General features: G+C 72.0%; 11 protein-coding genes. 7 read left to right on the top strand and 4 right to left on the bottom strand.

The features are described from left to right. Nucleotides 1–29: 29 nt before the first annotated feature. Entirely contained in the window at nt 30–2,369 is a 2,340-nt protein-coding gene (locus tag HR086_RS06370) for an acyl-CoA dehydrogenase (protein ID WP_174465131.1), read from the bottom strand. A 143-nt stretch (nt 2,370–2,512) separates the two neighbouring features. Between HR086_RS06370 and HR086_RS06365 the strand changes: the two genes are divergently transcribed. Then, on the top strand, nt 2,513–3,793 hold the full coding sequence (locus HR086_RS06365; protein ID WP_174465130.1) for a phosphatidylserine/phosphatidylglycerophosphate/cardiolipin synthase family protein: 1,281 nt from the start codon (nt 2,513–2,515) through the stop codon (nt 3,791–3,793). Nucleotides 3,794–3,796: 3 nt separating this feature from the next. On the opposite strand, the gene nth is transcribed toward HR086_RS06365, so the two are convergent. Both nth and HR086_RS06355 read right to left on the bottom strand, forming a co-directional pair. After that, nucleotides 3,797–4,486 carry an endonuclease III gene (nth, locus tag HR086_RS06360; protein WP_373564262.1) on the bottom strand — a complete coding sequence of 230 codons (690 nt, stop codon included), beginning with the start codon at nt 4,484–4,486 and terminating at the stop codon, nt 3,797–3,799. A 189-nt stretch (nt 4,487–4,675) separates the two neighbouring features. Continuing rightward, nucleotides 4,676–5,182, bottom strand: coding sequence for a GNAT family N-acetyltransferase (locus HR086_RS06355; RefSeq protein WP_141642960.1), 507 nt, complete (start codon nt 5,180–5,182; stop codon nt 4,676–4,678). A 203-nt stretch (nt 5,183–5,385) separates the two neighbouring features. Here HR086_RS06355 and HR086_RS06350 point away from each other — a divergent pair, with 203 nt between their 5' ends. The 3 genes from HR086_RS06350 (at nt 5,386) to HR086_RS06340 (ending at nt 13,232) form a co-directional block, all read left to right on the top strand. Next, entirely contained in the window at nt 5,386–11,712 is a 6,327-nt protein-coding gene (locus HR086_RS06350) for a hypothetical protein (RefSeq protein ID WP_174465128.1), read from the top strand. 73 nt (nt 11,713–11,785) lie between these two features. Further along, on the top strand, nt 11,786–12,739 hold the full coding sequence (locus HR086_RS06345) for an NlpC/P60 family protein (RefSeq protein ID WP_217441700.1): 954 nt from the start codon (nt 11,786–11,788) through the stop codon (nt 12,737–12,739). Between the two features lie 184 nt (nt 12,740–12,923). Continuing rightward, nucleotides 12,924–13,232 (top strand): hypothetical protein, encoded by a 309-nt coding sequence (locus HR086_RS06340; RefSeq protein ID WP_246137197.1) that lies wholly within the window; start codon nt 12,924–12,926, stop codon nt 13,230–13,232. A 40-nt stretch (nt 13,233–13,272) separates the two neighbouring features. On the opposite strand, the gene HR086_RS06335 is transcribed toward HR086_RS06340, so the two are convergent. Next, complete coding sequence (locus HR086_RS06335) at nt 13,273–15,861, bottom strand: protein kinase (protein WP_174465127.1); 2,589 nt, start codon at nt 15,859–15,861, stop codon at nt 13,273–13,275. 152 nt (nt 15,862–16,013) lie between these two features. Between HR086_RS06335 and HR086_RS06330 the strand changes: the two genes are divergently transcribed. Genes HR086_RS06330 through queC form a run of 3 tightly spaced genes read left to right on the top strand, consistent with a single transcriptional unit; the run spans nt 16,014 to nt 26,874 of the window. Beyond that, the gene (locus tag HR086_RS06330) at nt 16,014–25,562 is read left to right on the top strand and encodes a flagellar hook-length control protein FliK (RefSeq protein WP_174465126.1); all 9,549 of its coding nucleotides are present in this window, start codon (nt 16,014–16,016) and stop codon (nt 25,560–25,562) included. A gap of 20 nt (nt 25,563–25,582) precedes the next feature. Then, nucleotides 25,583–26,182, top strand: a complete 600-nt coding sequence (locus HR086_RS06325) for a hypothetical protein (RefSeq protein ID WP_174457897.1) — start codon at nt 25,583–25,585, stop codon at nt 26,180–26,182. Next, nucleotides 26,182–26,874 carry a 7-cyano-7-deazaguanine synthase QueC gene (gene queC, locus HR086_RS06320; RefSeq protein WP_174465125.1) on the top strand — a complete coding sequence of 231 codons (693 nt, stop codon included), beginning with the start codon at nt 26,182–26,184 and terminating at the stop codon, nt 26,872–26,874. The genes HR086_RS06325 and queC overlap by 1 nt, the downstream gene beginning before the upstream one ends. Nucleotide 26,875 lies beyond the last annotated feature (1 nt).

The raw sequence follows: 26,875 nt of genomic DNA, 5'->3' as shown, positions 1-26,875 counted from the left end.
CCCCGAGGTCCCCGAGTGTTCACCGCACGTCAGGGCGACAGGTGCCCCAGGCCGATGGGCGAGGCGAGGCAGCTGTCCGGAATGCCGAAGGCATCCACCAGCGCCACCGCGTCCGGACGCAGCTCCGTGCAGAGCTTCACGACCTCCTTGCGGATGGCCAGGGCCTTGTTGCCCTCCATGAGCCCGTTCTCCTGGAACCAGCCGCTCGACGACTCCAGGCACGACAGGCCATAGAGGTCGCACAGCCGTCCCAGGACGACCTTGAGCCCCTCGTCCTTCACCGCCGCCACGCCGTGGAGGAACTGCTCCAGCACCACCCGCTCGATGTGCGCGTGCGCCAGCGCGACCAGGTGTGCCTGGACCTGGTTGAAGGCGCTGAACGCCTCCACGCCCGCGGACATCCGCTTGCGCAGCCGCTTCGCCACCGAGGCCAGCAGGTCCTCCTCGCGGTAGCGCAGGAGCCGGAGCTGGAAGTCGCCGTCGCGCAGGTGCTCGCTGCCGGTGCGCCGCGTCGCGATGGGGTTTCGGTCCGCCACCGACGTCGCCCTGTCGGCGATGAGCTTGAGCACCGCGAAGACGCGGTCATCCTCGAAGCGCTGCCGGTAGTCCGTCAGCAGGCTCTTGGCGACCAGTTGCATCAGCACCGTGTTGTCGCCCTCGAACGTCGTGAAGATGTCCGTGTCCGCCTTCAATCCTGGCAGCCGGTTGGCTTCCAGATAACCCTGGCCTCCGCACGCCTCGCGCGCCTCCTGGAGCACCGCCGTCACGTTCCACGAGGCATACGCCTTGAGACCCGCCGCCAGGGCCTCCACCTCCATGGAATCCTCCTCCGTGCGCTTCACGTAGCGCTCCACCAGGTACTCCAGCGCGAAGTCGAGCGCGTACGTCTTCGCCAGCGGCCTCAGCAGGCGCAGCTGGTGCGTCTGGTGGTCGAGCAGCCGGACTTCCGTTGCGCCCGGAGGACCGAACTGCCGGCGCAAGTCCGCGTAGCGCACGGCGATGGTCAGCCCGCTCTTGGCCCCGCTCAGCGACGCGCACGCCACGCTCACCCGCCCCGCGACGAGCGTGCCCAGCATGGTGAAGAAGCGACGCCCGTCGCTGGAGATGGAGCTGGTGTACTCGCCGTCGGCGCTCACCTGGCCGAAGCGGTCCAGCAGGTTCTCCCGAGGCACCCGCACGTGGTCGAACCAGATGCGGCCGTTGTCCACGCCGTTGAGCCCCATCTTCCGGCCGCAGTCCTCGATGCGCACTCCGGGAAGCAGCCTGCCGCGCTCATCGCGCAGGGGCACCAGGAGGGCGTGAACGCCCAGGCCCTTGCCGCCCACCTCCAACTGCGCGAACACCGTGGCGATGCGGCCGTGGACCGCGGCGTTGCCAATCCACTCCTTGCGCGCGGAGTCCGACGGCGTGTGGACGAGGAAGTTCCCGGCCTCCGCGTCGTAGCGCGCCACCGTCTCCACGTCGCGCACGTTGGAGCCGTGGCCCAGCTCGCTCATGGCGAAGCAGCCGGGCAATTCCAGCGTGGCGACCTTCGGCAGGTACTCGCGGTGGTGCCGCTCCGTGCCGAGGAAGAGGATGCTCGCGCCGAACAGGCCGAAGTGGACACCCGCCTTCACCACGAGGCTCATGTCGAAGAACGCCAGCGTCTCGAACGCGGCGATGAAGGCGCCCAGGTCCGCGCCCGCCTCGTCACCTTCCGGGAAGGCGATGCGGCCCAGTCCCTCGTCCGCCAGTTGCTTGAGCCAGTCGAAGACCTGCTCGCGCTGCTTCGCCGTGTCCTGCGTGGGCTGCTGGCGGAAGGCCGGGTCCTCCAGCCACGTGCGCACCTTCGAGCGGACCTCTGGGTACTTGCGGTCCAGCACCGCGCGCAGTGCCTCCGGGGCGAAGGACGTGGGCTCCGTGGGGCCGACGCGGCGTGGCTCGTGCGCGGCGGAGGGGACGAGGGCGCGCACGGCGTCCCGGCTGGAGACACCCAGCACCGCCTCCACGGAGGCCAGCGCGCGCACCAGTTCGGGGACGGACGGGGGCAGCTCCTTCGTGCCGGAGACCAGCTCGGCCAGCTTCGCGCCCAGCTCCGCGAGGCTGTCCTGGGGACTGAGGGCCAGTCGCGTGGCGGCGGCGCGGATGTGCTCGCGCACCAGCGCCAGCTCGTTGGAGGTGGGCGGCAGCAGCGGGTCCAACCAGCGCGCGAGCACGGAGGTGGAGCGCAGGTCCAGCCAGGGCTGGGCGCGGGCCGCGTTGCCGAGCATCCGTATCTCCGCGGGTGTCAGCTCTCCGTCCGTCCAGGCCACGTACAGCATGGGCACCAGCGGCGCGAGGCGCGGCAGCGACAGCAGCTCCTTCGCGGTTGGACGAATCTCTTCCACCATAAGTCGACACTCCAGCAGGCGAGGGAACGGGCGCAGTGTGGACAGCATGGCGCCGGGCGGCAATGGGAGAGAGCACTCGGCTGTCGGGCAGGTGGGCGGGCCCTGCATGCCGGGGCCGGAGAGTGTCCCTAGCTTGCCACGTCATGGACGAGCCCCAGGACCTCACGGAGACGGAGATTCTGCCCCAGCCGGGCGCCCACGGCTTTGACGGCGCCAGGGAGCGCGGCAGGCACGAGATGCATGGCCCCTTCGTGCTGCCCCCCGGGTCCCAGGGCTTCTCGTTCTCCCTGTATCAGTCCACCGGCGCCGCGTTGATGCCGGGGCACCGGCTGGAGTTGCTCGACAACGGCGCGGTGTTCGACCGGATGCTGGAGGACATCCGCGCGGCGCGGGAGAGTGTCCACATCCTCGTCTACATCTGGCGGCCGTGTGACGTGTCGGACCGCATCATCGAGGCGCTGGTGGAGCGCTCCCGCGCGGGTGTCGCGTGCCGCGTGGTGGTGGACCCGGTGGGCAGCGAGGAGCTCAGCGGCGACAAGGACTTCGACCAGAAGGTGGAGAAGGTGCTCAGCGAGGCTGGGGTGGAGGTTCACTACTACCGGCTGCTCGCGGGCAAGGTGATGGGGCGCCTGTTGGGGCGCACGCACCAGAAGCTGGTCATCATCGACGGACGCATCGCGTACACGGGTGGCTTCGGCTTCTGGAAGGTCTGGGAGGGCAACGGTCAGTCGCCCGAGGAGTGGCGCGACACGAGCGTCCGTGTCGAGGGCCCCGCCGCGCGCGAGATGCAGCTCTCCTTCTCGCGTTACTGGCAGGAGTCGGGCGGCGGACTGCTGCCTCCGAGCACCTTCCCGGAGCCCGCGCTGGTGGGTGACTCCGAGGCGTGCTTCGTGGAGAGCTCGGGCAAGCTGGGCATCACGGATGCGGAGCGCATGGTGCGCATGGTCATCGCCGCCGCGCGTGAGCGCCTGTGGATCGCCAACGCGTACTTCTCTCCGCCCAACGAGATTCTGGAGCAGTTGGAGGAGAAGTGCCGACAGGGCGTGGAGCTTCGCATCCTGGGTCCCGGACCCATCCATGACGTGAAGGTCATCCGTGCCTCGCAGCGCTCCACGTACGAGCGACTGCTGGACGCGGGCGCGCGCATCTACGAGTACCAACCGTCGATGATGCACGCGAAGACGATGCTCGTGGATGACTGGCTCGCCGTGGTGGGCTCCACCAACATGGACTCGCTGTCGCTCAACAAGTTGGGCGAGGGCTCGCTCGTCATCAACGACGCGGAGTTCGTGCGCAAGATGGAGCGCTGCTGGGCGAAGGACCTGCGTGTCTCCAAGGAAATCTCGCTGGAGAACGGGGGCCGCACCAACCCGTGGCGACGGTTGGCTCGCAGGGCCACGCAGCTCGTGGGCCATGACCGCTGACGGTCAGCGCGGGTTCGTCACGCCGACCTGACGACAGGACTCGAGCACCGGACAGGTGGAGCACCGGGGCCGCGAGCCGGTGCACACGTGTTTTCCGAAGGGCACCAGCAGGCGATTGAGCTCCACCCAGTACCTGCGCGGGAGCTGCGTCTCCAGGGCCGCCATCGTCGCCTCGGGTGAGTTGGCCTTCACGTAGCCCCAGCGGTTCGTCACGCGGTGCACGTGGATGTCCACGCTGATGGCTTCGTGGCCGCATGCGATGCCGAGCGCCAGGTGCGCGCACTTGGGGCCCACACCCTTGAAGGACTGGAGCACCTGGGCGTCACAGGGCAGCTTTCCGCCGAACTCGTCCCGGGTGCGCACGGCGATGGCGTGGAGCTGGTGTGCCTTGGCCTCGTGGAAGGTGACGGGGCGGATGAGGGCGTCGAGGTCGTCGGGGCGCATGCTCGCGAGCGCTTCGGGGGTGGAGGCGCGCTGGAGCAACGCGAGCGCGGCGGGCAGGCTCACTTCATCGAGGGTGCGGATGGAGAGGATGCAGGCGACGAGCTGCTCGAAGAGGCTGTCGTGGCCGCGTGCCGCGAGCGCGAACATCGCCGCGTCAGCGAAGCCGCGCACCGCTTCGCGCACTCGCGCCAGCACGTCGTCGATGTCGAAGGGAACTTTGTCGGCGCGCGGCTCGGGTTCGGTGACCACGCCTGTGTTGTCCGGACGTGCTCGCACGGTTCGCGTGCTGGTCTGGGACGGGGCCTGACGGCTTGTCGCGCGGCGATTCCGGGGTGTCGTCGCCATCCCTCTCCTCCCTGGGTTTCGAGGGAAGATGAGGACCTTCACGGGAGCGGGTCCGCGGGTGCCTCCTGCCCGGTGGCAGGGCAGGGGAGCGCGTCAGCCGGGCGGCTTCGTCAGGTCCAGCGCGTACCAGTGGTCGCAGCCGAAGTGCCCGGTTCTTCCCAGGGGCGCGCACAGCGGAGTGAAGCCCAGGCGCCGGTAGAGCTTCTGGGCCTGGGTCATCGAGGCGAGGGTCTCCAGGTAGCAGCGGTGGAAGAACGCCTCGCGCGCGAAGTCGAGGCAGCGGCGCACCATGCGCTCGCCCACTCCCAAGCCCCGGGCCTCGGGCAGGAAGTACATCTTGCGCAGCTCGCACACGCTGGGGTCGCCGCCTTCCAGTGGCGCGATGCCACCTCCTCCCAGGATGCGGCCCGCTCGCTCCACCACGAAGTAGGCGTGGCGGGGGTGCGCGTAGGCGGCGGACATGGTGTCGACCTCCGCGTCATGCAGCGCGAAGCCGGGGCCATCCGCGCCGAACTCCGGCATCACCGCGCGGATGATGGAGGCGATGTGCTTGTCGTCCTGGGGCTGAATGGGGCGCAGTCGCAGTTCGTCAGTACTCATGCGGGGCACACGGTTTCATGGATGCGGACCAAGGGCCAGAGAGACCCAGGGGGCTGACGGGTGCGTCGGGGTGCACGCACCTGTTGTGCACCCGGCTGCACAGGTGGCACACAGCCGGCGCACCCTGAAGTGGGGCCCCGGTTTCCTCCCCTGGGAGAACCCAGGCATTCTGGGTGGCATGTCCGTTGTAGAGGGGGAACCTCATGTACTGCCCTGACTGCCGACAGGAGCGCCTGGGTCAATTCAGCCGGTGCGCCTTGTGCGGTACGGCGATGACCTCGCGCCCCCGTTCCGAGCTGGAAGCGGAGCTTGCTCACGTCCACTTCCTCCTGTCCGAGCTGACTCGCTGGGATTCCTCCGAGGTTCCCTCCAACGTCCGGCGCTTCCTCTCCGAACGCTACGAGCGGCAGTCTCGAATCCTCCTATCCGTGCTCGCTGAGTCGCCCGCGCCTGTCGCGGGGACCGAGGCGCGTGCCGCTCGGGTGGAGGGCGTCGCGGACACTGGCGAGGCGCGGACGGTCGTGATGGCTTCGCCGGAGATGGCGGGCACGGGCGAGGCGGCTGCGCGGGCGAGCGCGATGCGCCACGCGGCTTCGGGCGAGGACGCGGTGCGGGCGGGCGTGGTGCGCCACACGGATGCGGACGTGGCGCATGCGGGTGTGAAGGGCTTCGCGACTTCGGGCGATGACGCGGCGCACGCAGGCGTGATGCGCCACACGGATGCGGATGTTGCGCAGGCGGGTGTGACGAGCTTCGCGGCTTCGGGCGAGGATGCGGTGCGGGCGGGCGTGGTGCGCCACTCGGATGCGGACGCGCTGCACTCAGGTGCGACGGGCTTCGCTGCATCAGGTGACGACGCGGCACGGGCGGGCGTGGTGCGCCACACGGGTGCGGACGCGCTGCAGTCAGGTGCGACGGGCTTCGCTGCACCGGGTGACGACGCGGCACGGCCGGGCGTGATGCGCCACTCGGGTGCGGATGTGGTGCAGGCGGGTGTGGTGCGCCACTCGGATGCGGATGTGGTGCCGTCAGGTGTGACCGGCTTCGCGGCTTCGGGTGATGACGCGGTGCGGACGGGCCTGGTGCGCCACGCGGATGCGGACGCGGTGCAGTCAGGTGTGACAGGGCTCACGGCTTCGGATGTGGCGCAGGCGAATGCGACGCGCCAGGCGGCTTCGGGCGAGGACGTGGCTCTGGCGGATGGGTTGCACCTCGCGGCCTCGGCGCTCTCGGATGAGGAACTGGCGCGTGCGGATGCGACGCCCCGCGCGACTTCGGATGCCGTGGAGTCCTCTGTCGCCTCTCCGCGGGACCCGGCTCGACTTCCTTCGGTGGTTTCGAGGGACGCCGCGGCGCGAGAGGCCGCAGCCGCCGCGAGTGCCGCGCGTGCGGCCTCGGGAGCCTCGGTGGTTTCGGGTGAGGAAGCGGCGCGGTTGCTGGCTGCTTCCGTGGAGGCGGCTCGTGCCTCGCGACGTGATGCGACGTCGGCGCCTCGCAACCAGGCTTCGGCCGCGCAGCAGGCCCGTCCCGGTGCTCCGAATCGGGTGAAGCCTCCAACGCAGCGAGAGCCCGGGGCGGAAGAGCTCCCTCTGCCCGAGAACCCCTCACAGCCTTCGTTCGAGGCGCCTCCGCCCCGGAGTGCGACGGCGCGACTCGTCGAGGAAACCTCCACGTGGAATCGCGTGTGGAGGCCGTTCCTCTACGAGAGCATCATGTGGTTCGTCGGTGCCTTCCTCATCCTCTCGGGTACCCTCTACTTCGTCTTCGAGAGCTGGGCCGGAATGTCTTCCGTCACCCGCTCGCTCACCGTCTTCGGCATGACCGTGGGCTACTCCGCTGGCTTCTCCGTCTGGGGCGCGTACCTCGCCCGTCGCGAGGCGCTGCGCAACCCGGGGCGCATCCTCGGAATCATCGGCTCCGCGTCCGCGCCGATCGCCGGCATCGCGCTGGGGCCCATGGAGTTCGGAGACGCGCTGCTGCTCGGGGGCGTCAACACGGTGATGCTCATCCCGCTGCTCCTCGGCTGGGCCGTGGGCGCGGCCTTCCTCGTGCGCAAACCGGCGGATGCGTTCGATGCGCCTTCGCGTCCCTTCGTCCAGGTGGCCCTCGTCGCGAGCACGCTGATGATGGGACTGGCGCCGCTGGCCGCGAAGCTCGGCGGCACCGCGCTGTGGCTGAACATCCTCCCGTGCGTCCTCTTCTTCCTCCTGTCCGCGCGACCCGTGGCCAGGCCGCGCGAAGGCGCCGAGCTCACCTTCGCCCTGGGCGCGCCCCTCTACCTGCTCCTCGTCTACGCCGTCCGCCTCCATGTGGCGCTCGTCGATGCCGGAACGCCGCCGGACGTGCGCGTCTATGCGCCCTTCCTCGCGTTCCTCCTCGCCGCCATGCAGCGCTTCCGCTCGCTGCCCGCCGAGCGCGCGGCGGATCCGCTCGCCCTGGGTGTGGCCTCGCTCCAGGTGATGTGTCTGGTGGCCGCCATCGGCGCGCCGCCGCCGACCTTGTTCGTCACCGCCGCCGTCACCACGTGGACCCTGGTGTCCCTGGCTCGCGGCGCCATCGGTCGCCTGCCGTGGGTGTACCCCGCCTATGCGGCGTCCTACTTCGCCTATGCCACCAGCGGGCAGCTCATCCCTGGCCCCGTGAAGCGCCTGATCGCCGCGCTCAAGGCCGCGCTCGGCTACCCCGACGCGGGCAAGCTGCCCTTGCAGTACGGCGCCCTGACGGCGATGCCGTTCATCCTCGCCGGCGTCGTGCTCGCGGTGTCGCGCCTGTGGCGCGGTGAGCGCACGGGCAATGCGCGGGACATCGCCTTCGCGGAGGTGCTCTTCCGCTCCACCGCCGTGGCCAGCGTCGTCTTCACCGTCTACGGCCTGGCGGGGCCCGACACGCGCCCGGGCTTCTGGAGCGTGCTCGGGCTGTCCCTCCTGTGCCTGGTCACGGGTCTGCTGGTGGAGCGCTTCTACCTGACCGTCGTGGGCGCGCTGCTGTCGCTGCTGGTGCCGGTGCTGGCCGCCGACGTGCTCTCGGTTCCGGCCGCTGCCGTCGTGTCCGGTCTGCTGTCGCTCGCGCTCGCGGGGGTCTGCACGGTGTGCACCGCGCGGACGCGCTCGTTGCTGGCGCCCATCGCGGGGCTCATCGGCACCGCGGGCTTCTGCATGGGCCTCGTGAGCAACTTCGGCTTCGTGGCCATGACGGGCGCGGTGCTGTGCGCGGTGAGCACGCTCGTCGTCGCGTGGGCGCTCCGGAGTGAGTACGCCATGGCCTATGCCGCCCTCCTGGCGGCGGCCCTCGTGCCGAAGTTCGCCATCCAGGTCTCGTCCACCGCGATGGCGTTCTCGCTGGTTTTCGTCGCGCTCGCCCTGGCGGTGCTGGCCGAGCGAGGACGGCTGCTGCGTCTGCTGGGTGGCGTCGCCGTCTTCTACGCGCTGTTCGGTTTCGTGGCGGGTGCCGTCGGCCAGGTGAGTGGACTGGGGCTGGTGGTGCTCCTGGCCGCGGCGGCCATCGCCGTGGTGTCGCGCACGTTCCCCCTCAGCCGGCCGCTGGCGGTGTTCATCGCCGCCTTCGCGCTGCTGCCCGACATCTCGAACTTCTATGCGCCCTGGAATGGAATGATGACGCCGGGGATGTCCCTGGGGTTGTTCCTCCTCTGGGGACTGGGTGCCTCGCTCTGCGCGGCGCGATGGGGGCGCGGCGCGAGCACCACGGTCGCCGGGCTGGTGGCGTGGATCTTCCCGCTGGTCGCCGTGGTGGAAGCGAGAAGCTCACAGGGCGGCATGTTCCTGCTCGGCGCGGCCTTCGTGGCCCTGCTCACCGCGCGGGCGATGCCGGCCGGGCTCAGCGTCGCGGTGGCGGCGCTGTATGCGACGATGGGCCTGTACTCGGAAGGCCCCGTGGTGTTGCTGGGGTTGTCCGCCGTGCTGGGGCTCCTGGCCGTGGCGGAGGAAATCCCGGCGGTGTTGGCCGTCGGCGCGGGAGGAAAGCGATTCGCGTGGGTGGCCACCCTGGCATCGGCCCTGGTGTTGGCCATCGTGGTGGTGCGCTGGGACGATGCGCATCCCGCGTGGATGGTCTCTGGCGCGATGCTGCTTCCGCTGCTGTGGACGCGCGCCACCCGGCAGCCCGTCTTCGCCAGCCTCGCGGTGCCGTATGCCTTCGTCGGCTTCCTGGCGATGGGCGGCACTCCGCCCACCTGGGCGTATGCGCTGCCGCTGGTGTCGCTCGCCGTGGCACGGGCCGTCGCGCATGTGCCCGCGTTCAGTTCCCTGCTGCTCCGCTCGAACGACGAGAAGGAGCGCGACGCGCTGTCGCTGTGGATGCAGTTGGCCCTCGCCTGCCTCACCCCGATGGTGATGATGGCGCCCTGGATGGGGCCGGTGCCCGTGTACCTCCTCACGGCGTCGCTGGCGTTGATGCCCGGGCCGCGTCCGTTCATGCGGGTGTGCGGCGCTTCGCTCCTGCTGCTCGTCATTCCGGAGGCGAGGCCCGTCGTCACCAGCATGCTGCTCGCACTGGCCCTGGCCGAGCACCATGCGCCCTCCGTTGTCTGGGCCTTCTTCCGGAGCCCGCCGGATGTCTACCTGCGTCGGGCCTCCGTCATCACCGCGCTGGCCATCGCGGTGATGCCGGTGCTGGATGACCCGTCGCCACCGCGACTGGCGGGGCTCGCGGCCGTGGTGGCGGCGTCCGCGTTCCTGCTGTCGCGCCGGTGGCTGCTGGTGCCCGCCGTCTGGGTGCTCGCGCTGGCGACGGCGGGACGGACCGAGGCGTATGACTTCCTGGAGTGGAGGCCGGAGACGGGGCTCGCCGTCATCGCGGTGGCGCTGGGCGCGGGCCTGTTGTCCGCCCTCTGCCAGTCCGGAGCGGTGCAACGCGCGCTCAGCGCGGTGGCGTTGAAGCTGACTCCCGGTCTGGAAGGCACCTGGAGCGAGCCGCTATGGGTGGGGAGCGCCGGAGCGCTCGCGCTGCTGCTCCTGGGACGACTGGCGGATGCGGGGCCGGGAGCGCTGGCGCCGCACGTGGCGGCGGGCGCGGTCCTCACGTCCCTGGTGCTGATGGTCGCTCGTGAGCGGTGGATGGCGAACGTGGCCACCGTGCTGCTCGCGGCCTCGCTGGTCGCCGCGGTGCCGGTGTTGTGGCTCCCCGCCGTCATCAGTGGCGCGGGCCTGGTGCTGTGCGTGGGGGGCATGGTGCTCGACTCGCGCGGGGTGCGCGTGGGCGCGGCCCTGCACCACGGCGGCTGGGTGCTGGCCCTGCTGTCGCTGGCCTCGCTGAGAGACCTGGAGCACCTGGCGACGCCGCTGTGCTTCCTCTTCGGTCTGGCCTCCGCGTGGACGGTGGTGTGGCGTCGGCGCGAGCGCGAGGTGGTCGGCTGGCTGGCCTCACTCGCGGCGGCGCACGGCGCGCTGATGCACCTGGGCGCGGTGTACTCGTCCGGGCGGGGCTCGGAGTTCATCCTCCCGCACTTCGGCGCGGCCAGTGCCGTGCTCGCCACGTTGGCGCTGTTCCTGGCGGGCGCGAAGCTCCGGCGGGGCGTGGGCCTGGGCTTCACCGTCGTCGCGCTCACCGAGGTCCTCCTCGGGTTGTCGTTCCTGGGCGCGACGGGAGATGCCTTGCGTGAAGCGCTGGTGGCCTGCATCGCGCTGGCGGTGCTGTTCGTCGCGCTGGTGCGCCACGCCGCCGTGGAGAAGGACGAGCCGGCGGCGTTCCTCGCCCAGGCCGTGCTCGCGCTGGGCTACCTGTCCGTGCGCCTGCTGGGCATGGGGACGAGCCCGAGCACCGGGGACAGTCTCGCGGCCCTCGTCGGGGGCGCCCTCTTCACGGGCCTCTACTTCTTCGTGCAGCGCGAGGGCTCTAGCCTGGCCGTCTTCCGCAGGCCCGCGTTGTGGGGCGCGTACCTCTTCCCGCTGGCGGGGTTGTTGTCAGCGCCCTGGGGCGAGCCGCTCCAGGTGGCGGCCCTGCTCGTGGGACACGCCGCGCACTTCGCCGCGCTGGCGTCGCATCCGACGCGTCGAGGGGTCGCCTCGCTCGCGTCGGTGGTGGCCTTCAACGTGGCGCTCTACCTCGTATGGCAGGGCACCGGCCAGGGCGAGCCGCAGTTCTACGTCATCCCCGCGGGGCTCTCGCTGCTCGCGTTGCTGCGCGTGTTCCGAGGCGCCATCGACGAGGACACCTACGCGCGGCTGCGCGCGCTGGCCGTCACCGTCATCTACGTGGCGGGAGCGTGGAAGCCGCTGATGTTCAGCGACGGCAGCGCGATGCTCCTGTGCGTGTTCCTCTGCGTGGTGGGCGTGGGCTTCGGCATCGCCCTGCGCATCCGCTCCTACGTGTACCTGGGCACCGCGTTCCTGGTGACGTGCATCGCGGCGAACCTCGTGCGCTTCGGCATGAGGGACCACCGCGTGGCCGCCGCATCGCTGTTCCTCCTGGGCCTCTTCGTCATCGGCTCCATGGTGATGCTCAGCGCCCACCGTGCCGCACTCCTCCAGAGGTACGCACGGGTTCGCGCACTGCTGTCCACCTGGGAGGGCTGACACTTCGAGTTCTTGGCGGCACCCCCAAAAACGTGGGATTGAATGCGGCGCCAACTTTCGGAAGGTCCTTCGGTTGTCCCGTCTTCGCCTGCTCGCCACCGTTCCGCTGTGCGCTCTCATCGGCTGTGCCACCGTGCAGTCGCGCGAAGTGGGGACCGCCCTGGAGGTCCCGTCACACGCGGCGGTGGCACCCTCCGAGCAGGTCGTGACGGCACCCGCCGCCGAGGGTGTGGGGGCGGTGACACCGGGTGAGTCCGCGGCCGAGGCTTCCGCTCAGGCGCCCACGACGGTGAAGAGCGGTGAGTCGGCGACGCCGGAAGCCGCCGAGGGAGCGCCGCACACAGAGGTGGCGCCGCGAGTCGTGTCCACCGTCGTCCTCGAGGAGAAGGAGCGCCCCCTGGTGACGGGTGTCATCGCGGCCGCGCTGGAGGCTGTCGCCCTCGTCGTGCGCCCCGCCACCGACATGGAGGGCTTCTGGGATGCGTACCGCACGCCGATGCAACTGGCGCGGCTCATCGTGTCTCGCTCCATGCAGCTCGTCGGTGAGCGCAACCTCGCGAAGGTCAGCCGGGGCATGCCGAACGACTGCTCTGGCTTCGTGCGTCTGGCCTATCTCTCCGCCGGCATTGACCTGGTCGCGCATGGCTTCCTCGCGGGAGAGAACGCCGTGTCCGCCATCTTCCGTCGCGCCACGGACGGCAAGCGGCTGCACCACCGCGCGCCGCGTCCCGGAGACCTCGTGTTCTTCCGCGAGACGTATGACCGCAACCGCGACGGCCGTCGCAATGACGGGATGACCCATGTCGGCGTGGTGGAGGGTGTGGCAGAAGATGGCACCGTCACCTTCATCCACCGAGGCAGCAAGGGTGTGGCCCGCAGTCGGATGAACCTGTCGCACCCGGAGAAGCATCAGCTCGCGCAGGGTGGCCCCGTGGTGAATGACTTCCTCCGGCCCGCGACGAAGGGTGCGCGCGCGTACCTCACCGGCGAACTCTTCGTGGCCTTCGCGTCTCCCGACGGACTGTAGTTTTCCAGTCGTCAACTCACACCCCGCGTGGCTTTGAAGCTCCGTGCGGTTGATGCGTCATGACGGCATGAGAATCGTGCTGCTTATCGGTGGGTTGCTGCTCGCGTCGGGCTGTCACCTCCATGCGCGCCCGCCGAACCGCCCCTCGCTCCCGCGGCCTCCTCCGCCCTCGCGTCCGTCCTCCATGTCCTACAATGAGGCGGTGGACCGGGGCTTCGGTGAGTGTCGCTCGCGCCGCTATGACTGCCGCCTCAAGGAGGCGCACCGGACGGGCAACGACATCTGGAAGGTGAAGTTCTTCGCCGCCGCTCCCGGTGCGCGAGGCCACCTGCATCTGGAGTACGACGCCTTCTCCCGCAACCTGCTCAGGGTGGACGAGAAGGTGAAGGCCCGGCGCGATGACCGGGACGATGACGATGACTGGGATGACGACGACCACCGTCATGGCCATGGCAAGGGCAAGAAGAAGGGCCACGCGCGGCGCGACGACTGAGCACCACCGGTGGGGCCGGGGGTGACACGCCTCCCGGGTTTCAGCCGCCCTTCTTGTTCAACTTCTGGATGGCCCGGTTCGCCTCGTCCTGGCCGCAGTCGCCGCCCTTGGTGCTGCCCAGCTCGGCGAGTCGGATGAGGGCGGGGACAGCGTCCGTGTTGCCCAGCACACCCAGCCGCTTCGCGGCGGCCCTGCGCACGCCGCACTCCTTCGCCTCCAGGGCCTTGGAGTAGGCCACCACCAGGTCCACCTCGGCAGCGAGCTCCGAGGAGTCCAGGTAGCGAAGCGCCCCCCACTGCTTCAGCGAGTATTCGTCCTCGACGAGGGACTCGAAGTGAGGGCGCACCCGTTCCTTCGGGAGGGTGGCCAGCAGTTTGCGCACGGGTTCGTCGATGTCGCCGCGGCCGAAGTCCTCCGCGAGCCCATCCAGCACGGAGTCCTCCACCTCCGCGCGCCCGTCCACGTCCAGCGTGGCGAGCAGCACCCGCTCCTTGTCGTGGTTGCGCAGCGCGTGGTGGGTCGCCGCGAGCGCGCGCCGCACCGAGGGCTGTTTCTGCTCCTCGTTCGACGTCGCGTTCAGCAGCGCCAGCGCTTCGTTACTCTTTCCAGCCTTCAGCAGCGACATGGCGCGCACGGCGGGGCTGTTCAGATGCACCACCAGGGCCACGCCGCCGCCCAGGAGCACCACCGCTCCGAGCACCGCAGCCGCCTGACGCGGCTTCGCGCGCGCGAGCACCACCGTCCTGCCGAGTCCCTCCTTCAGCTTCGGGGGGATTTTCAGGGCCGCGCCGAGTCGGGACAGGCCCGCGCCCAGCGTGCTCGTCGCCGTGCGCAGGGAGCTTCCGAGAGAGCGCACCCGCTGGGAGATGGGGGCCAGCGCCGCGCGCGTCCGTTGGACCGCGGGGGCCAGTCGCACCATGAGGGCGTTCTGCTTCTCGAAACGTCCGCCGAAGGGAGGCCCCTCGGCCGCCTGCTGGCAGCGGTAGAGCTGGAGCTGTTCCTCGCGGCCGGGGAGGGTGATGGAGCCGCACGGCTCGACGTCCGCTCCTGCGCGATTGCGCGCCAGGTTCACCGCCTCCGTGAAGGTCACCTGTCCCGCGGCGGCGACGTGCTCCACCGTCTCCACCACCTCCATGGGCTCGCCCAGCACGGTGTCGGCGGTCAGCAGCACCTCGCCGGCATGCAGACACACGCGCACGTGCAGCCGCTCCTCATTGGGCAGCGACTGGTTGTGGCGCCACAGCCGGTCCTGCATGGCCATGCCGCACAACACGCCGGCGGTGGGCGAGCGGAACACCACCAGCAGGGCATCGCCGCGCTTCTGCACGAGGCGTCCCTCGTGCTCTCGCACCAGGGGCATCAGCAGCCGGTCATGCGTCTCCAGCATCCGCGCGTTCTCTTCGTGCGTCTGCCGGCTGGTGCGCTCGGTGAAGCCCTGGATGTCGGTGAGCATCACCGTCAGGTTCTGAGGCTTCACCGTCGACGTGCTGCCAGACAGCGAGGGCCGCGTGCCGAAGGACGCCGTGCCCGTGCGCATCGCCATCGGCGCGGACGCCGCGCTGTCGGGGCCCGTCGAGGACTCCAGGCCGAACGCGGCGGTGCCTCGACTCGAGCGGCTCGGAAGCGGAGCTGATGCTTCTTCCGCGCCGAAGACGGACGTCCCGCTGGGGCCCGTGCTCGTGGCTTCTCCCGCGCCGAAGACCGACGTGCCGGACGGAGTGGTGCTGGTGGTGGGCGCGCTGACGTAGGCGGGCGTGCCCAGTCCGGGTGTGAAGGCGGACAGCGACGAGTGCGCGGCGGCCAGCGCATCCGCCAGCTCATGCGCGCTCTGGGGCCGCTTGGCCGGGTTCTTCTCCAGGAGGCGCATCACCAGCGACAGCAGGCCGATGTAGCGCGACAGGGAAGGCGCAGCCCTGTCCAACGGGAGCGGGGCGTGGGAGGCGTGCTGTGCGAGGAAGTGGCGCGCCTGCGGCCCATCGAAGGGGAGCCGTCCGGACAGCACGCGGTAGGTCAGCACGCCAAAGGTGTACAGGTCGCTGCGCGTGTCCACCTTCGCGCCCACCGCCTGCTCCGGCGACAGGTACTCCGGGGTGCCGAGCACCACGCCAACCTGACTGACGTTGCTCTGCGCGTCCGGCTCCACCAGTCGAGCGATTCCGAAGTCCAGGAGCCGGGCCTGCTCGCCGCGCACGCCGGGGGAGATGAAGACGTTCTCCGGCTTCAGGTCCCGGTGGATGATGCCCTTCTCGTGGATGGCGGAGAGGCCCTCCGCGAGCTGGTGGAGCAGCGGCAGCGCGCGTCCCGGCGGCATGGCGCCCCGGGTGAGCACGTCGTAGAGGCTCTCTCCTTCCACGAACTCCATCACCAGGCACGCGTGGTCGCCGGACTCACCGAAGTCGACGATGTGCACCACGGCGGGGTGCTCGACGGCGGAGAGGAGGCGGGCCTCGCGCTTGAAGCGCTCGGCCATGCCGGGCTGGGCGTTGAGGTCGTGGTGAAGGACCTTGATGGCCACCTTGCGGCCCAGGGAGACCTGTTCACCCAGGTACACTTCGCCCATTCCGCCCGAACCCAGGGGACGGAGTACTCGGAAGCGACCGTCGAGGACGAGGGAGTCGGGAGCCAGCACGCCGGGCGCATATTGTCCGACTTCAGTCCGGCGCGCATGACGAACAACACATGCGGCCCTGGGGTCCCCCAGCCCCGTTGGTTGCCCCCCGGGCGGGGGATTGTCATAAATTTCGGGCGCTTGGACCCCGTGGTAGTTTCCAGGCTCCCGCGATGGCCAACGAGAGCGACTCCCCCAAGCCCACCGCGGCGCCCGATGCGCGCGCCGCCGCACCCGAGCTGCGCCTGCTGGACCGCAGGGCGTTCGTGGGCTTCCCGGCCCTGGAAGTCGTGCCGGGCCTGCGCATCTCCGACTTCGCGCTCCAGATTCCGGACGTCAGCTTCCCGTTCAACGTCAGCGCCGGTGCCACGCGTTATCAGCGCAAGAAGTTGCACTTCGGCTTCCTGGAGCTGTCCGTCGACGCGGACCTGGTGACGCGGCGGGTGGCGGAGCTGGCAGGGCGACTCGCGGGCCTGGAGGAGGTGCGGCTGCACTTCCGTCCCGGGTACCTGGAAGGACAGGGCCGACTGCCCGCGCCGGAGCGCACGCCCTTCACGTTCAAGGTGGCCTTCGACGCGGACGGGGAGAAGCTCGCCGTCTATCTCTACGACGTCCGCCTCTACGGGTTCTCTTCCACGCCGTCGGTGCAGGTGCCTGGGCTCCTGTCCGCGGCCGTGGGCGCGCTGGCGCTGGTGCCGGACGTGGAGGTGCGCGGGGCCTCCGGCTTCTCCACCCGCGTGCTGCCCGCGCTGTGTCAGCTCGCGGCGGTGAGCCGTGGGTACAAGATGCCGTCGCTGGACACCGCGCGCCTGTCCGCCGCGGAGGTGTCCAGCTCGGGGCTGCGTTTGCGCTTCGCGGCCGGGGGCCTGCCTCCGCCGTCCGCGCCGGACGAGGAGCTGCTCCTCACGCTGGAGGGCGCGCGGGCCTTCGCGGACGCGGAGGGGCTCGTCGCCCAGGGCCGGCTGGCCGAGGCGCGACAGCAGTACCTCCAGGCCGGGGACGCGCAGGACGCGCACCCCTTCGCGGCCGAGCGCCTGCTCTCGCTGCTGGTGGCGGACCCGCAGGCGCATGAGCTGGCGCTGGACGTGGCCGCCACGCTGCAGCGTCGTCGAGACCGCAGTCCCGCCGCGCTGTGGGGCGAGGCCGTGGTGCGCGAGCGTCGGGGCGAGGGTGCCCGCGCCGCCGAGCGCTACCTGGCGCTGTGCGCGCTGGCCCGTCGCACCTCGGAGGAGGCCGCGGCCTTCTTCTCCGCCGAGGCGGCGGCGCGTTGCTCGCGAGACACCGCGCCCCAGGTGGCGGTGAAGGCGCTGCACGAGCTGCTGGGCCTGAAGCCGGACCACCTGCCTTCGCTCAAGGCGCTGGCGCGCGCGTCGGACCAGGCCCGGGACAAGGCGGGCGCGGTGCGGGCGTACCGTCGGCTGGCGGCGCTCGCTCGCGACCCGCATGAGGCCGCGGACGCGCACGTGCATCTCGCTCGACTGTGCGCGCAGACGGAGGACGACATCGCGGGGGCGCGCCTGCATTGCGAGGCGGCGCTGCGACTGTCGCCGGACCAGTCGGATGCGCTGCTGTTGCTGGGCGAGCTGTGTCACCGGGGCGGCGAGCACCTGCGCGCGCTGAAGGCGTTGGACCGGCTGCGTGAAGTGTCCATGGCCCGGCACGAGCTGGACCGCGTGGGCCACGCGGACCTGATGGCCGGTCGCGTGTGGGAAGAGGGCCTGAAGCAGCCGGAGAACGCGCTCCTGCGCTACCGCGAGGCGGTGTCGCTGCTGCCCGGCGAGGCGGAGCCGCTGTTCGCCGCCGCGCGCGTGGCGGAAGGACTGGGCCGGTTGCAGGAGGCGCTCGCGGGCTACCAGCAGGCGCTGGAGCTCGCGGGGCCGGCGCCGCGCTCGGAAGGCGTCCGCCATGCCGCGCACGCCAGCCACCATGCGCTGGCGCGGCTGTACCGCTCCCGACTGGGAGACCCGGCGCGTGCGCGCGAGCACCTGGAGTCCGCGCTGTCGCTGGACCCGCGCGACGCGGTGGCGCTCGAGGAGCTGATTCCGTACTTCCGCATCACCGGGAAGTCGCTGGAGCTGGCCGACGCGCTGGAGAAGTCCGCCGCGCTCCAGGACGAGCCGGCGAAGCGCGCCGCGTCCTGGGCCGAGGCGGGTGAGCTGTATCGCGGCCGACTCCAGCAGCCGGAGAAGGCGGAGAAACTGCTGCTGCTCGCGCTGGAGGCCGACGCCGACCACCGTCCCGCGCTGGAGTCGCTGCTGGCGCTGGCCGAGGCGCGGCGTGACGGGCCGCTTCTGACGCGGTGCCTGTCCGCGCTGGCGCGACTGGCGCCGGACGTGAAGGAGCGCGCGCAGAAGTACCGCCGCCTCGCGGTGGCCGCGCGCGACCTGGCCTTCGACCTGGACCTGGCGGTGCACTCCCTCCAGGAAGTGCTGCGCGCGGAGCCGGATGACCTGCCCGCGCTGGGCGAGTTGTGCGCCCTGCAGCGCAAGCGCGCGGACATGGCCGGGCTGGCCGTGGCGTTGGAGGAGCGCGCGCGGGTGGCGGAGGCGCAGGGCGACAAGCGGCTCGCCGCCGCGGCGCTGCGAGAGCTGGCGGGTGTGCTGGAGGCCCGCCTGGGTCGGGTGGGTGACGCGCTGGTGGCGCTGGAGAAGGCGGCGCGGCTGGCCCCGGACTCCGCCGTGCTGCTGGACCTGGCGGACCTGTCGCTGCGCTGCGAGCGCCCCGAGCACGCCCGACGCGCGCTGGAGTCGCTCTTGTCCACGCTGCCGCGCACCGCGGCGCCGGAGAAGCTGGCGGACGTGCGCGCCCGGCTGGGTCGCGCGTGCGAGATGCTGGGCGACCGCGAGGGCGCCATCGCCGCGTACGCGCAGGCGCTGCCGCTGCGCCGGCTGGATGACGCGCTGGCCGCGCGGCTGGAGTCGCTCTACACGGAGGCGGGCGAGACGCAGGCGCTGGCGGAGCTGTGGGCGGGCCGTGCCCAGGCGCTGATGGGCGCCGACCGCGCCGAGGAAGCCGCGCCGCTGTTCCTCCAGAGCGCCCGTGCCTTGCTGGAGCGGGGCGAGAAGGCCGCCGCGTTGCTGCGCCTGACTGCCGCGCTGGAGGCCAGTCCCCAGGGGCCGCTGGCGGCCGAGGTGCTGGAGTCGCTGGCCGAGCTGGAGCTGGAGCGGGGCGAGAAGCTGGAAGCCGCCCGGCTGTACGCGCGCCGCGCCGCGCTGGTGCCGGAGGACCGCTCCGGCGCGAAGCTGCTCTACCGCGCCTCGCTGCTGGCGGCGGGAACCAGTCGGGAAGAGGCGTTCCTCGCCGAGGCCCTGGAGCGCGACGCGTCCTTCGCGCCCGCGCGCCAGCGACGCGGTGAGCTGAAGCTGCCCACCGACGCGCGCTCCGCGCTGGAGGACTTCGAGGCGGTGCTTGCGCTGCCTCCGGTGGACGCGGACGCGCCCCGGGAAGCGGAGCGGGTGGCGCTCACGCGCAAGGCCGCCAGCGCCGCCGTGCGCGCGGGCCGGACGGACTCCGCGCGTCGCCTGCTGTCCGAGTACTGCATCCGGGCTCCCGAGGACCTCGACGCCCGCGTGGAGCTGGTCAACCTGCACCGCAAGGCCGGCGCTCGCGAGGCGCTGGCGGACCTGCTGGTGGAGCTGTGGCCGCGCCTGTCCGGCGAGCCCCGGCGCGCGGCCCGTCGCGAGCTGGCGGAGCTGTCCCTCGTGCTCGGTCGTGCCGGCGCGGCGGTGGACTCGCTGCGCAGCCTGCGACTGGAGGAGCCGCAGGACACCTGGGCGGCGCAGGCGCTGCTGGACTTGCTGCCGCCTCCGGGCACGGGCTCCTCGGACGAGGAAGCCGAGCGCCTGGAGTTGCTGGGCGCGCTGGTGGCGTCCGCGACGGGCGAGGACCGCTCGGAGCTGCTCGCGCGTCGCGCCGTGCTCCATCGCGCCACGGGCCGGATTTCCGCCGCGCGCGAGGACTTCTCCGAGGCCGCGAAGCTGGCCCGCCGTCCCGCGGCCCTGCTGCTCGCGCTGGCGGAGCTGGCGCGTGAGTCCGGAGACGAGGCCGGGGAGCTGGAAGTGTGGCGTCGCGCCGTGGTCGCCGATGCCCAATTGGGCACGCGCGCTCGGGAGCGGCTGCTCGCCCTGGCCACCGTGCTGGCGGAGAAGGATGAGCGGGGGCTCGCGCGCGAGGCGCTGGTCTCCGCGGTGGCGCTGTCCCCGTCGGACGCCGAGCGCTGTGACGCCTTCTTCACCCTGGCCGACCTGGCCCACCGCGACGAGCGCCCGGACGAGGAAGCCGCCGCGCTCGCCGAGGCCGCTCGCCAGGGCCCCACGCCCCGCCGCGTCGAGGCCCTGCTCGCTCGCGCCACGCTGCTGGAGACGCGAGGAGAGCTGGCGGAGGCACGCGGGAGCCTTCAGGCCGCGCTGGCGCTGGCCCCGCGTCACGCGCGGGCCACCGTCTCCTTGCAGCGCGCGCTGCGGGCCCTGGAGGACTGGGCGGCGCTGGCGGAGCTGCTCGCGGCCGAGGCGCCTCATGCTCCGCCGTCCGAGTCCGCGGCGATGTACGCGGAGCTGGCGTCGCTCTACCTGGAGCGCCTGGAGCAGCCGGCCCCCGCGGAGGCGGCGCTGCGACAGTCGCTGCGGTTCGCTCCCGGCGACTCGGACGTGCGACGCCGGTTGGTGTCGCTGGTGGCCGGGCGCGGAGAGCTGCGCGAGGCCGCGGCCCTGCTGGAGACCGCCGCCGAGAGCGCCACGACGTCCGAGGCGGCCACGCTCCTGCGCGAGGGCGCCGCGTACGCGCGGGATGCCCAGGACCTGGACCGCGCGCTGAAGCTGGCACGCAAGGCGCACTCCCTGGTGCCGGCGCGCGGCGCGGAGCTGGCGTCGCTGGCGGAGCTGCTCTACCTGCGCGGCGCGGTGCTGGAGGCCCTGCCGCTCCAAGAGACGCTGGCCTCGACGGCGGACTTCACCGCGAGCGCCGACGAGGCCGAGGCCACCTGGCTGCGGCTGGCGGAGCTGGCGGAGAGCGCGGGCGAGACGAAGCGCGCGGTGGGGGCGTACCGGAAGCTGCTCGTCGAGCGGCCGCTGTGCGAGCCCGCGGTGCAGCGGCTCTCCGCGCTGCTGGAGAAGGACGACCCGCGCGGCGCGTTCGAGGTGCTCGTCACCCACGCGCGCGCCCTGGCGCCTTCCGAGGACACGGTGCGGCGGCTCGTGGTGCTCGCGGAGAAGGCGCGTGCCGCGCTCGCCGACGCGGGTGTGGCGGCGTCGCTGCTGTCGCGCGCGGCGGAGATGGCGACGATGCCGTTGCCGCTGCGCCTCCAGCTCGCCTCGCTCTACCGCGAGACGGGTCGCTCGCTGGAGCTGCTCGCGGAGCTGCGCCATGTGGCCGCGCTCAGCCTCCAGGTGGGCGACGTGGCCGCGACGCTCGCGGCCCATGAAGAAGAGGCGAGTCTCGCGGAGGCCACGGGCCGCGCGGACGACGCGCTCCGGGCACTGGCGGACGCGCGAGATTTGCTGGAGTCGCGCGGGCGCGCCCCCGAGGCCGCCGCGTGCGAGCGTCGGCGCGCGGAATTGCTGCGCGATGTGAAGCTGGACCTGGCTGCGGCGGAGAGCGCGCTGGACCGCGCCTTCTCGCTGGCGGAGGACCTGGGCACGGCGCGGCTGGGCGCGGCGCTGGCGGAGCGCCGGGACGATGCCGACGCGGAGGCCCTCTGGCTGGAGCGCGCGCTGCCCCTGCTGGACGACGCGAAGGAAGCGGCGGCGCTGCGACTGCGGCTGGCGAAGCTGCACCTGGGCGTGCTCGCGGATACGGAAGAGGCGGAGCGCTTCCTGCGCGGAGCGCTGCGGCAGGACCGTTCGCTGGATGAAGCCGAGACGCTGCTGGCCCGCCTCCTGGAGCGGGACGGGCGGCTGGCGGAGCTGGCGGCCTGGTACGAGGAGTGCGCCGAGGGTGAGCCGGACACGGAGCGCCGCGCGGCACTGCTCCAGCGCGCGGCCGTGCTGTACCGCGACAGGGCGGGGCGCCCGGACGCGGCGGCGGCGGCCTTCATCGCCGCACGGTCCGCTCGCCCGGATGACCTGGACCTCACCGCGCAGGCGGCGGAGCTGCTGCACGAGGTGAAGCGTCACGCGGACGCGGCCGAGTTCGACGCCGTGCTGCTGGAGGCCGACCCCTTCCGCGAGCCTGTCTTCTCGCGGCACCGCGCCTTCCTGGAGGAGAACGAGGACCCGCAGTCGCTCGCGGAGTTGATGCTGCGCCGGGCCCAGCGCCAGTCGGATGCTGACGCCGCGGACAGCTACCTCGCCGCCGCCCGGGCCTTCCGCGCGGCGGGTGCCCGCGAGCGCGCGCTGCTGTGCGAGGACCGGGCCTTCGAGTTGAGCCCCGCGAGCGCGGAGGCCTTCGAGCGCGTGCGCGAGCGCGCGGCCGGAGACGTGCGCCGGCTGTCGGAGTTGCTGGCCGTGCGCGCCGCGGCCCTGCCTCCCGAGGAAGCGCTGCCGCTCTTGCGCGAGCGCGCCACCCGCTTGCTGGACGCGGGCGAGGCGCTGCTGGCCGCCGAGGCGTTCGACGTGTACCTGGGCTCCTCGGGTGACGACGTGGAGGCGCTGTCCGCGCGCGCCGAGCTCGCGGCCCAGAGTGGAGGCCCCGCCGCCGCGCGACCGTATGACCGACGCCTGCTGTCGGCCGGTGGCGAGACGCTGCCCGTGACGGTGCGCGCGCGGACGTGGCTGCGGCTGGGCCATGCCTCGCTGGGCGCGAACGCGTACCACGACGCGGCGGATGCCTTCGAGTCGGTGGTGTCGCTGGAGCCGGAAGGCGAGCGCGGCCGCGAGGCGCTGTCGCTGCTGGCGGAAGTCCACTCGCGCACGGGCAACGCACCGGGTCTGTACCGGGCCTCGTTGCAACTGGCCCGGCGGGCGGAAGACACGGCGACGGCGGAGGTGTTGTACCGCCGCGCGGCGGACCTCTTCGACGACCCGAAGGACGCCATCGACGCGCTGCTGCCGCTGGCGCGACTGCGTCCGGCGGATGCCTCCGTCATCGACCGCGCGGTGGCGGGCCTGCGCGCGCTGGGGCGCCACGGGGACCTGCTGGCGGTGTACGAGTCCGGCGCCGAGGCCGCTGGCGGAGTGCGCGCCGCCGAGTTGTTGCTGGCCGCCGCCACCGTGGCCGCCGAGTCGCTCGCGGACGTGGACGCGGCCTGGGAACTCACCCAGCGCGCGGCCGAGGCCGCCCCCGAGGATGTCACGGCGCTGCGCGCCCTCGTGACGGGGCTGCGCGAGCGGAGCGAGACGACGCGGCTGCTGGAGGCGCTGGAGAAACTGGTGCCCCACCTGGAGGATGCCGACGAGGCGTCCGTCCTGCGGCTGGAGCTGGCCACGCTGCTCCGCGACTCGGACCAGGTGCCGCGGGCCCGCGAGTCGCTCGAAGCCGTCGTCGAGCGTGGCGCCTCGGGCGCGGGCTATGCCGTCGCGCTGGAGGAGTTGGAGAAGCTGCTGCGTGATGAGCCCGCGCGCCGGGCCGAGGTGCAGGTGGCTCGCGCGGAGCTGGTCTCCGGTCGCGAGCGGCTGGTGCTCCTCTTGTCCTCCGCTCGGGCCTTCGAGAGCGCGGGGCGGCTGCGGGACGCGCTGAAGGCGGCGAAGGCCGCCGTGGCGACCGAGCCGGACGTGGACGCGGCGATGCGCGTCGCCCACCTGCATCGCGCCCTGGGTGAGGCGCCCCGGGCCGCCAAGGCGCTGCTCCAGGCGGCGCGGCTCGCCTCGCCGGAGGAGCGTCCGCCGCTGCTGCTGGAGGCCGCGGACCTCTGGGAGAAGGCGGGCGAGCACGGTGAAGCGCTGGAGGTCATCGAGCGCATCGCCACCGAAGCGCCGGACATCCTCGCGCCCGCGGAGCTGGCGGAGCGCTTCGGCCGGCTGGGTGCCTTCACTCGCGCGCTCCAGGTGGGCTTCGCGCCCGCCATGGCCGCCGGAGAGCTGACGGATGCGCTGGCCATGGCCGCGCAGGCCGGCGACACGGCGCGCACGCGCGAGGCGCTGTGGGCCCTGGTGGCTCAGCCGGACGCGGATGCGGCCCATGCCTCCGCCCTCGCGGACGGCCTGCGCGCCGAGCGCGACGCGGAAGGACTGCTGGAGCTGGCGGCCCTCTCCGTCACGCGTGACGAGCCCTTCGCCGTCGCCCTGCGTGACGAAGTGCTTCGCGCGGCGGATGCCCCGGCGCTCCAGCGCCTGCGCGCCCTGGACGAGCTGTCGTCCGATGCGAACTTCGGCACCCGGCTCACCCTGTTGTTGCCGGGGCTGGAGAAGCACCCGGAGGCGCTCTCGGAAGCGGTGCTCGGCCGTGTGCGCGCCCTGTCTGATGCCGCGCGCGTGGAAGCGCTGGCCATGGCGGCGGAGGGATGGACGTCGCGCCGCAAGCCGCTGCTGCGCGAGCGTCACACGCTGGAGTTCGGGCTGGGCCGCTTCGACGCCGCCGCGCGCTCGCTGGCGCGGCTCATCGAGGTGGAGGAGGACGCCCGCGTCCTGGCCGCGCTGCACCTGGAGCACGGCGAGCTGTTGCTGAGCCCGCTGGACCAGCCCGACGCGGCTCGCGCGGCCTTCGAGCGCGCGCTGGACACCGATGGCACCAGCCTGCCCGCGCTGCGCAACCTGCTGGCGCTGGTGGACGAGTCGAAGGAGCCCGCTGTCTTCGTGTCGCTCGCGGAGCGGCTGACGGTGGAGGAGGGGCCCGACGCGGCCACGCCCCATCGCGAGCGACTGGCGGATGCCTACGAGGTCCTGGGCCAGGTGGCGGACGCCGTCGCGCAGTTGGAGGCGCTGCCGGAGACGGAGGAGCGGCTCGCTCGCCGCGCGAGGCTGGCGGAGCAGCGCGGTCTCACGGGCGAGGCCCTGGGGCTGCGTGAGCGGCTCACCGACGAGCCCGGCGTGCTGGAGTCCATCCTCCGCGGCTATCTGGACGCGCAGCTCGTGTCTCCCGCGGCCCGGCTCGCCGAGCGCCTCTTCGACGCGGGGGTCCTGTCTCCAGAGGTCCTCCGCCTCGCATGTGAGCGGCTCTCTCCGGTGATTGAAGGCGCGCCGTTCGCCGTGCGCGTCTGGCCGGAGCTGCTGCGCGCGGCGCCGCTGGACGTGGATGGTTGGACGCTCTTCGCGGAGGCCCTGCGGCTCCTGGATCGTCAGGACGCCGCCGAGCGCGCGGACGGTGTCGGCGCGGCCTTGTCCTCCAGCACGGCGACGGTGCCCGCGGCATCCGTGTCCGCGCTGCCGGTGCCCACGGGCTTCGAGCATGCGCTGCCCGCGGACTCGCTGCAGGTGACGGCCGAGCGCTTCCCCCGACTCTTCGCCGCGCTGCGTCCCCTGCTGTCGTCGCTGGGAGCCAGCGGCCTGCGGGTGTACGTGGACCCCTCGGGTGGTGTTGAGGGGTACCTGGTCAGCTCGGAGGCGCTGGTGCTGGGCGCGGGCGCGCTGTCGTGCTTCGGCTCGGTGGAGCTGGGCTACCTGTCCGCGCTGGCCCTCGTGCTGGGCGAGGACGGCGTGAAGCTGTCTCGTCCTGGAGAGGTGCCCGGCTTCGAGGCCGCGGCGGTTGCGGCCTTCCGAGCGGTGCCCGCCTCGCTCGCCGCGGGGCGCGTCCTGGCGCGGCTGGATGCGGAGGTGCGCGGGAGTGACCCAGCGCGGGTGGATGTGGGCGCGGTGCTCGGACGTGGAGGCGCCTTCCGTGCCGTGGCCCTTTGCGTGCTCGACGTCGGGTAGCCGTGTAGCCTCCGCGCCGTATGCGCCTGAAGCACATTGCCCTCTCCGTCCTCCCCGCCGCCGCCGTCGTGACGGCCATGGCCTGTTATTCGGACCCCGTGTACCCGGGCAATCAGCTCCTGGGCACCTTCCAGTTCGAGGCACGGCTGGACCCGGCGAACACCACCTGCGACGCGGCGATGCCGGAGTTCGCGCAGCTCGACGACGGCGGCGTGTTCCGCTTCGAGGGCACGTTCTCCAAGAACGACGACGGTGGCACCGGCTGGTTCACCGTGCAGGGCTTCGACCGCGAAGCGAAGTACGAGGGGCAGCTTGTCGACTCCGCGCTCCGTGCAACGGCGCCGCGCGCTTCGTGCGGCACCGGCTGCAAGGACTCGCAAATCGAGGAGTCGCTGAAGGTGACCATCTTCAGTGACAGCCAGGCGCGCGTGCTCAACCGGGACTGCAACGCGTTCGACGGCGGTGTCCCCGACGGCAGCCCGCCTGCTCCCACGGAGAACGGCTACGACGTGTCCCTGGCGTGTGGTTCGCTGACAGATGTCTTCCTGCCGGGCTCCTGTACGTGTACTCCCGCGACGTGCAAGACGGCGTACAAGGTGCAGGGAGTGCGGAGGGACTGATGGCGAAGCGAGCGGTGGTGTTGATTTCGGGTGGCCTGGATTCCACGACGTGCGTGGCCATGGCGAAGGCGAAGGGCTTCGAGCCGGTGTGTCTCGCCGTGGCGTACGGGCAGCGACACGTGGTGGAGCTGGAGCGGGCGCGGGACGTCGCGAGCGCCCTGGGCGTGAAGGACTTCCGCGTGGTGAGCATCGACCTGCGGCAGATTGGCGGCTCGGCGCTCACCGCGGACATCGACGTGCCGAAGGACCGGCCGGCCGATGAGATGAGCCACGGCATCCCCGTGACGTACGTGCCCGCGCGCAACGCGCTGTTCCTCTCGCTGGCGTTGGGGCTCGCGGAGGTGGTGGGCTCCACGGACATCTACATCGGCGTCAACGCGGTGGACTACAGCGGCTATCCAGATTGCCGCCCGGAGTTCATCCGCTCGTTCGAGGCGATGGCGAACCTGGCGACGAAGGCGGGCGTCGAGGGCGCGAGCTTCACGGTCCACGCGCCGCTGTCCGGACTGACGAAGGCGGACATCATCCGCGAGGGCACGCGGCTGGGCGTGGACTACGGGATGACGCACTCCTGCTACGACCCCGATGCACAGGGGCTCGCCTGTGGACGCTGTGACAGCTGTCTGTTGCGCAAGAAGGGCTTCGAGGAAGCGGGAGTCCCGGACCCGACGCGCTACACGGTGGGGGCATGAG

The organism is Myxococcus sp. CA039A (assembly GCF_013336645.1).
In the GTDB taxonomy this organism is placed as follows: domain Bacteria; phylum Myxococcota; class Myxococcia; order Myxococcales; family Myxococcaceae; genus Myxococcus; species Myxococcus llanfairpwllgwyngyllgogerychwyrndrobwllllantysiliogogogochensis.
This window is presented reverse-complemented; position numbering and strand designations above follow the sequence as displayed.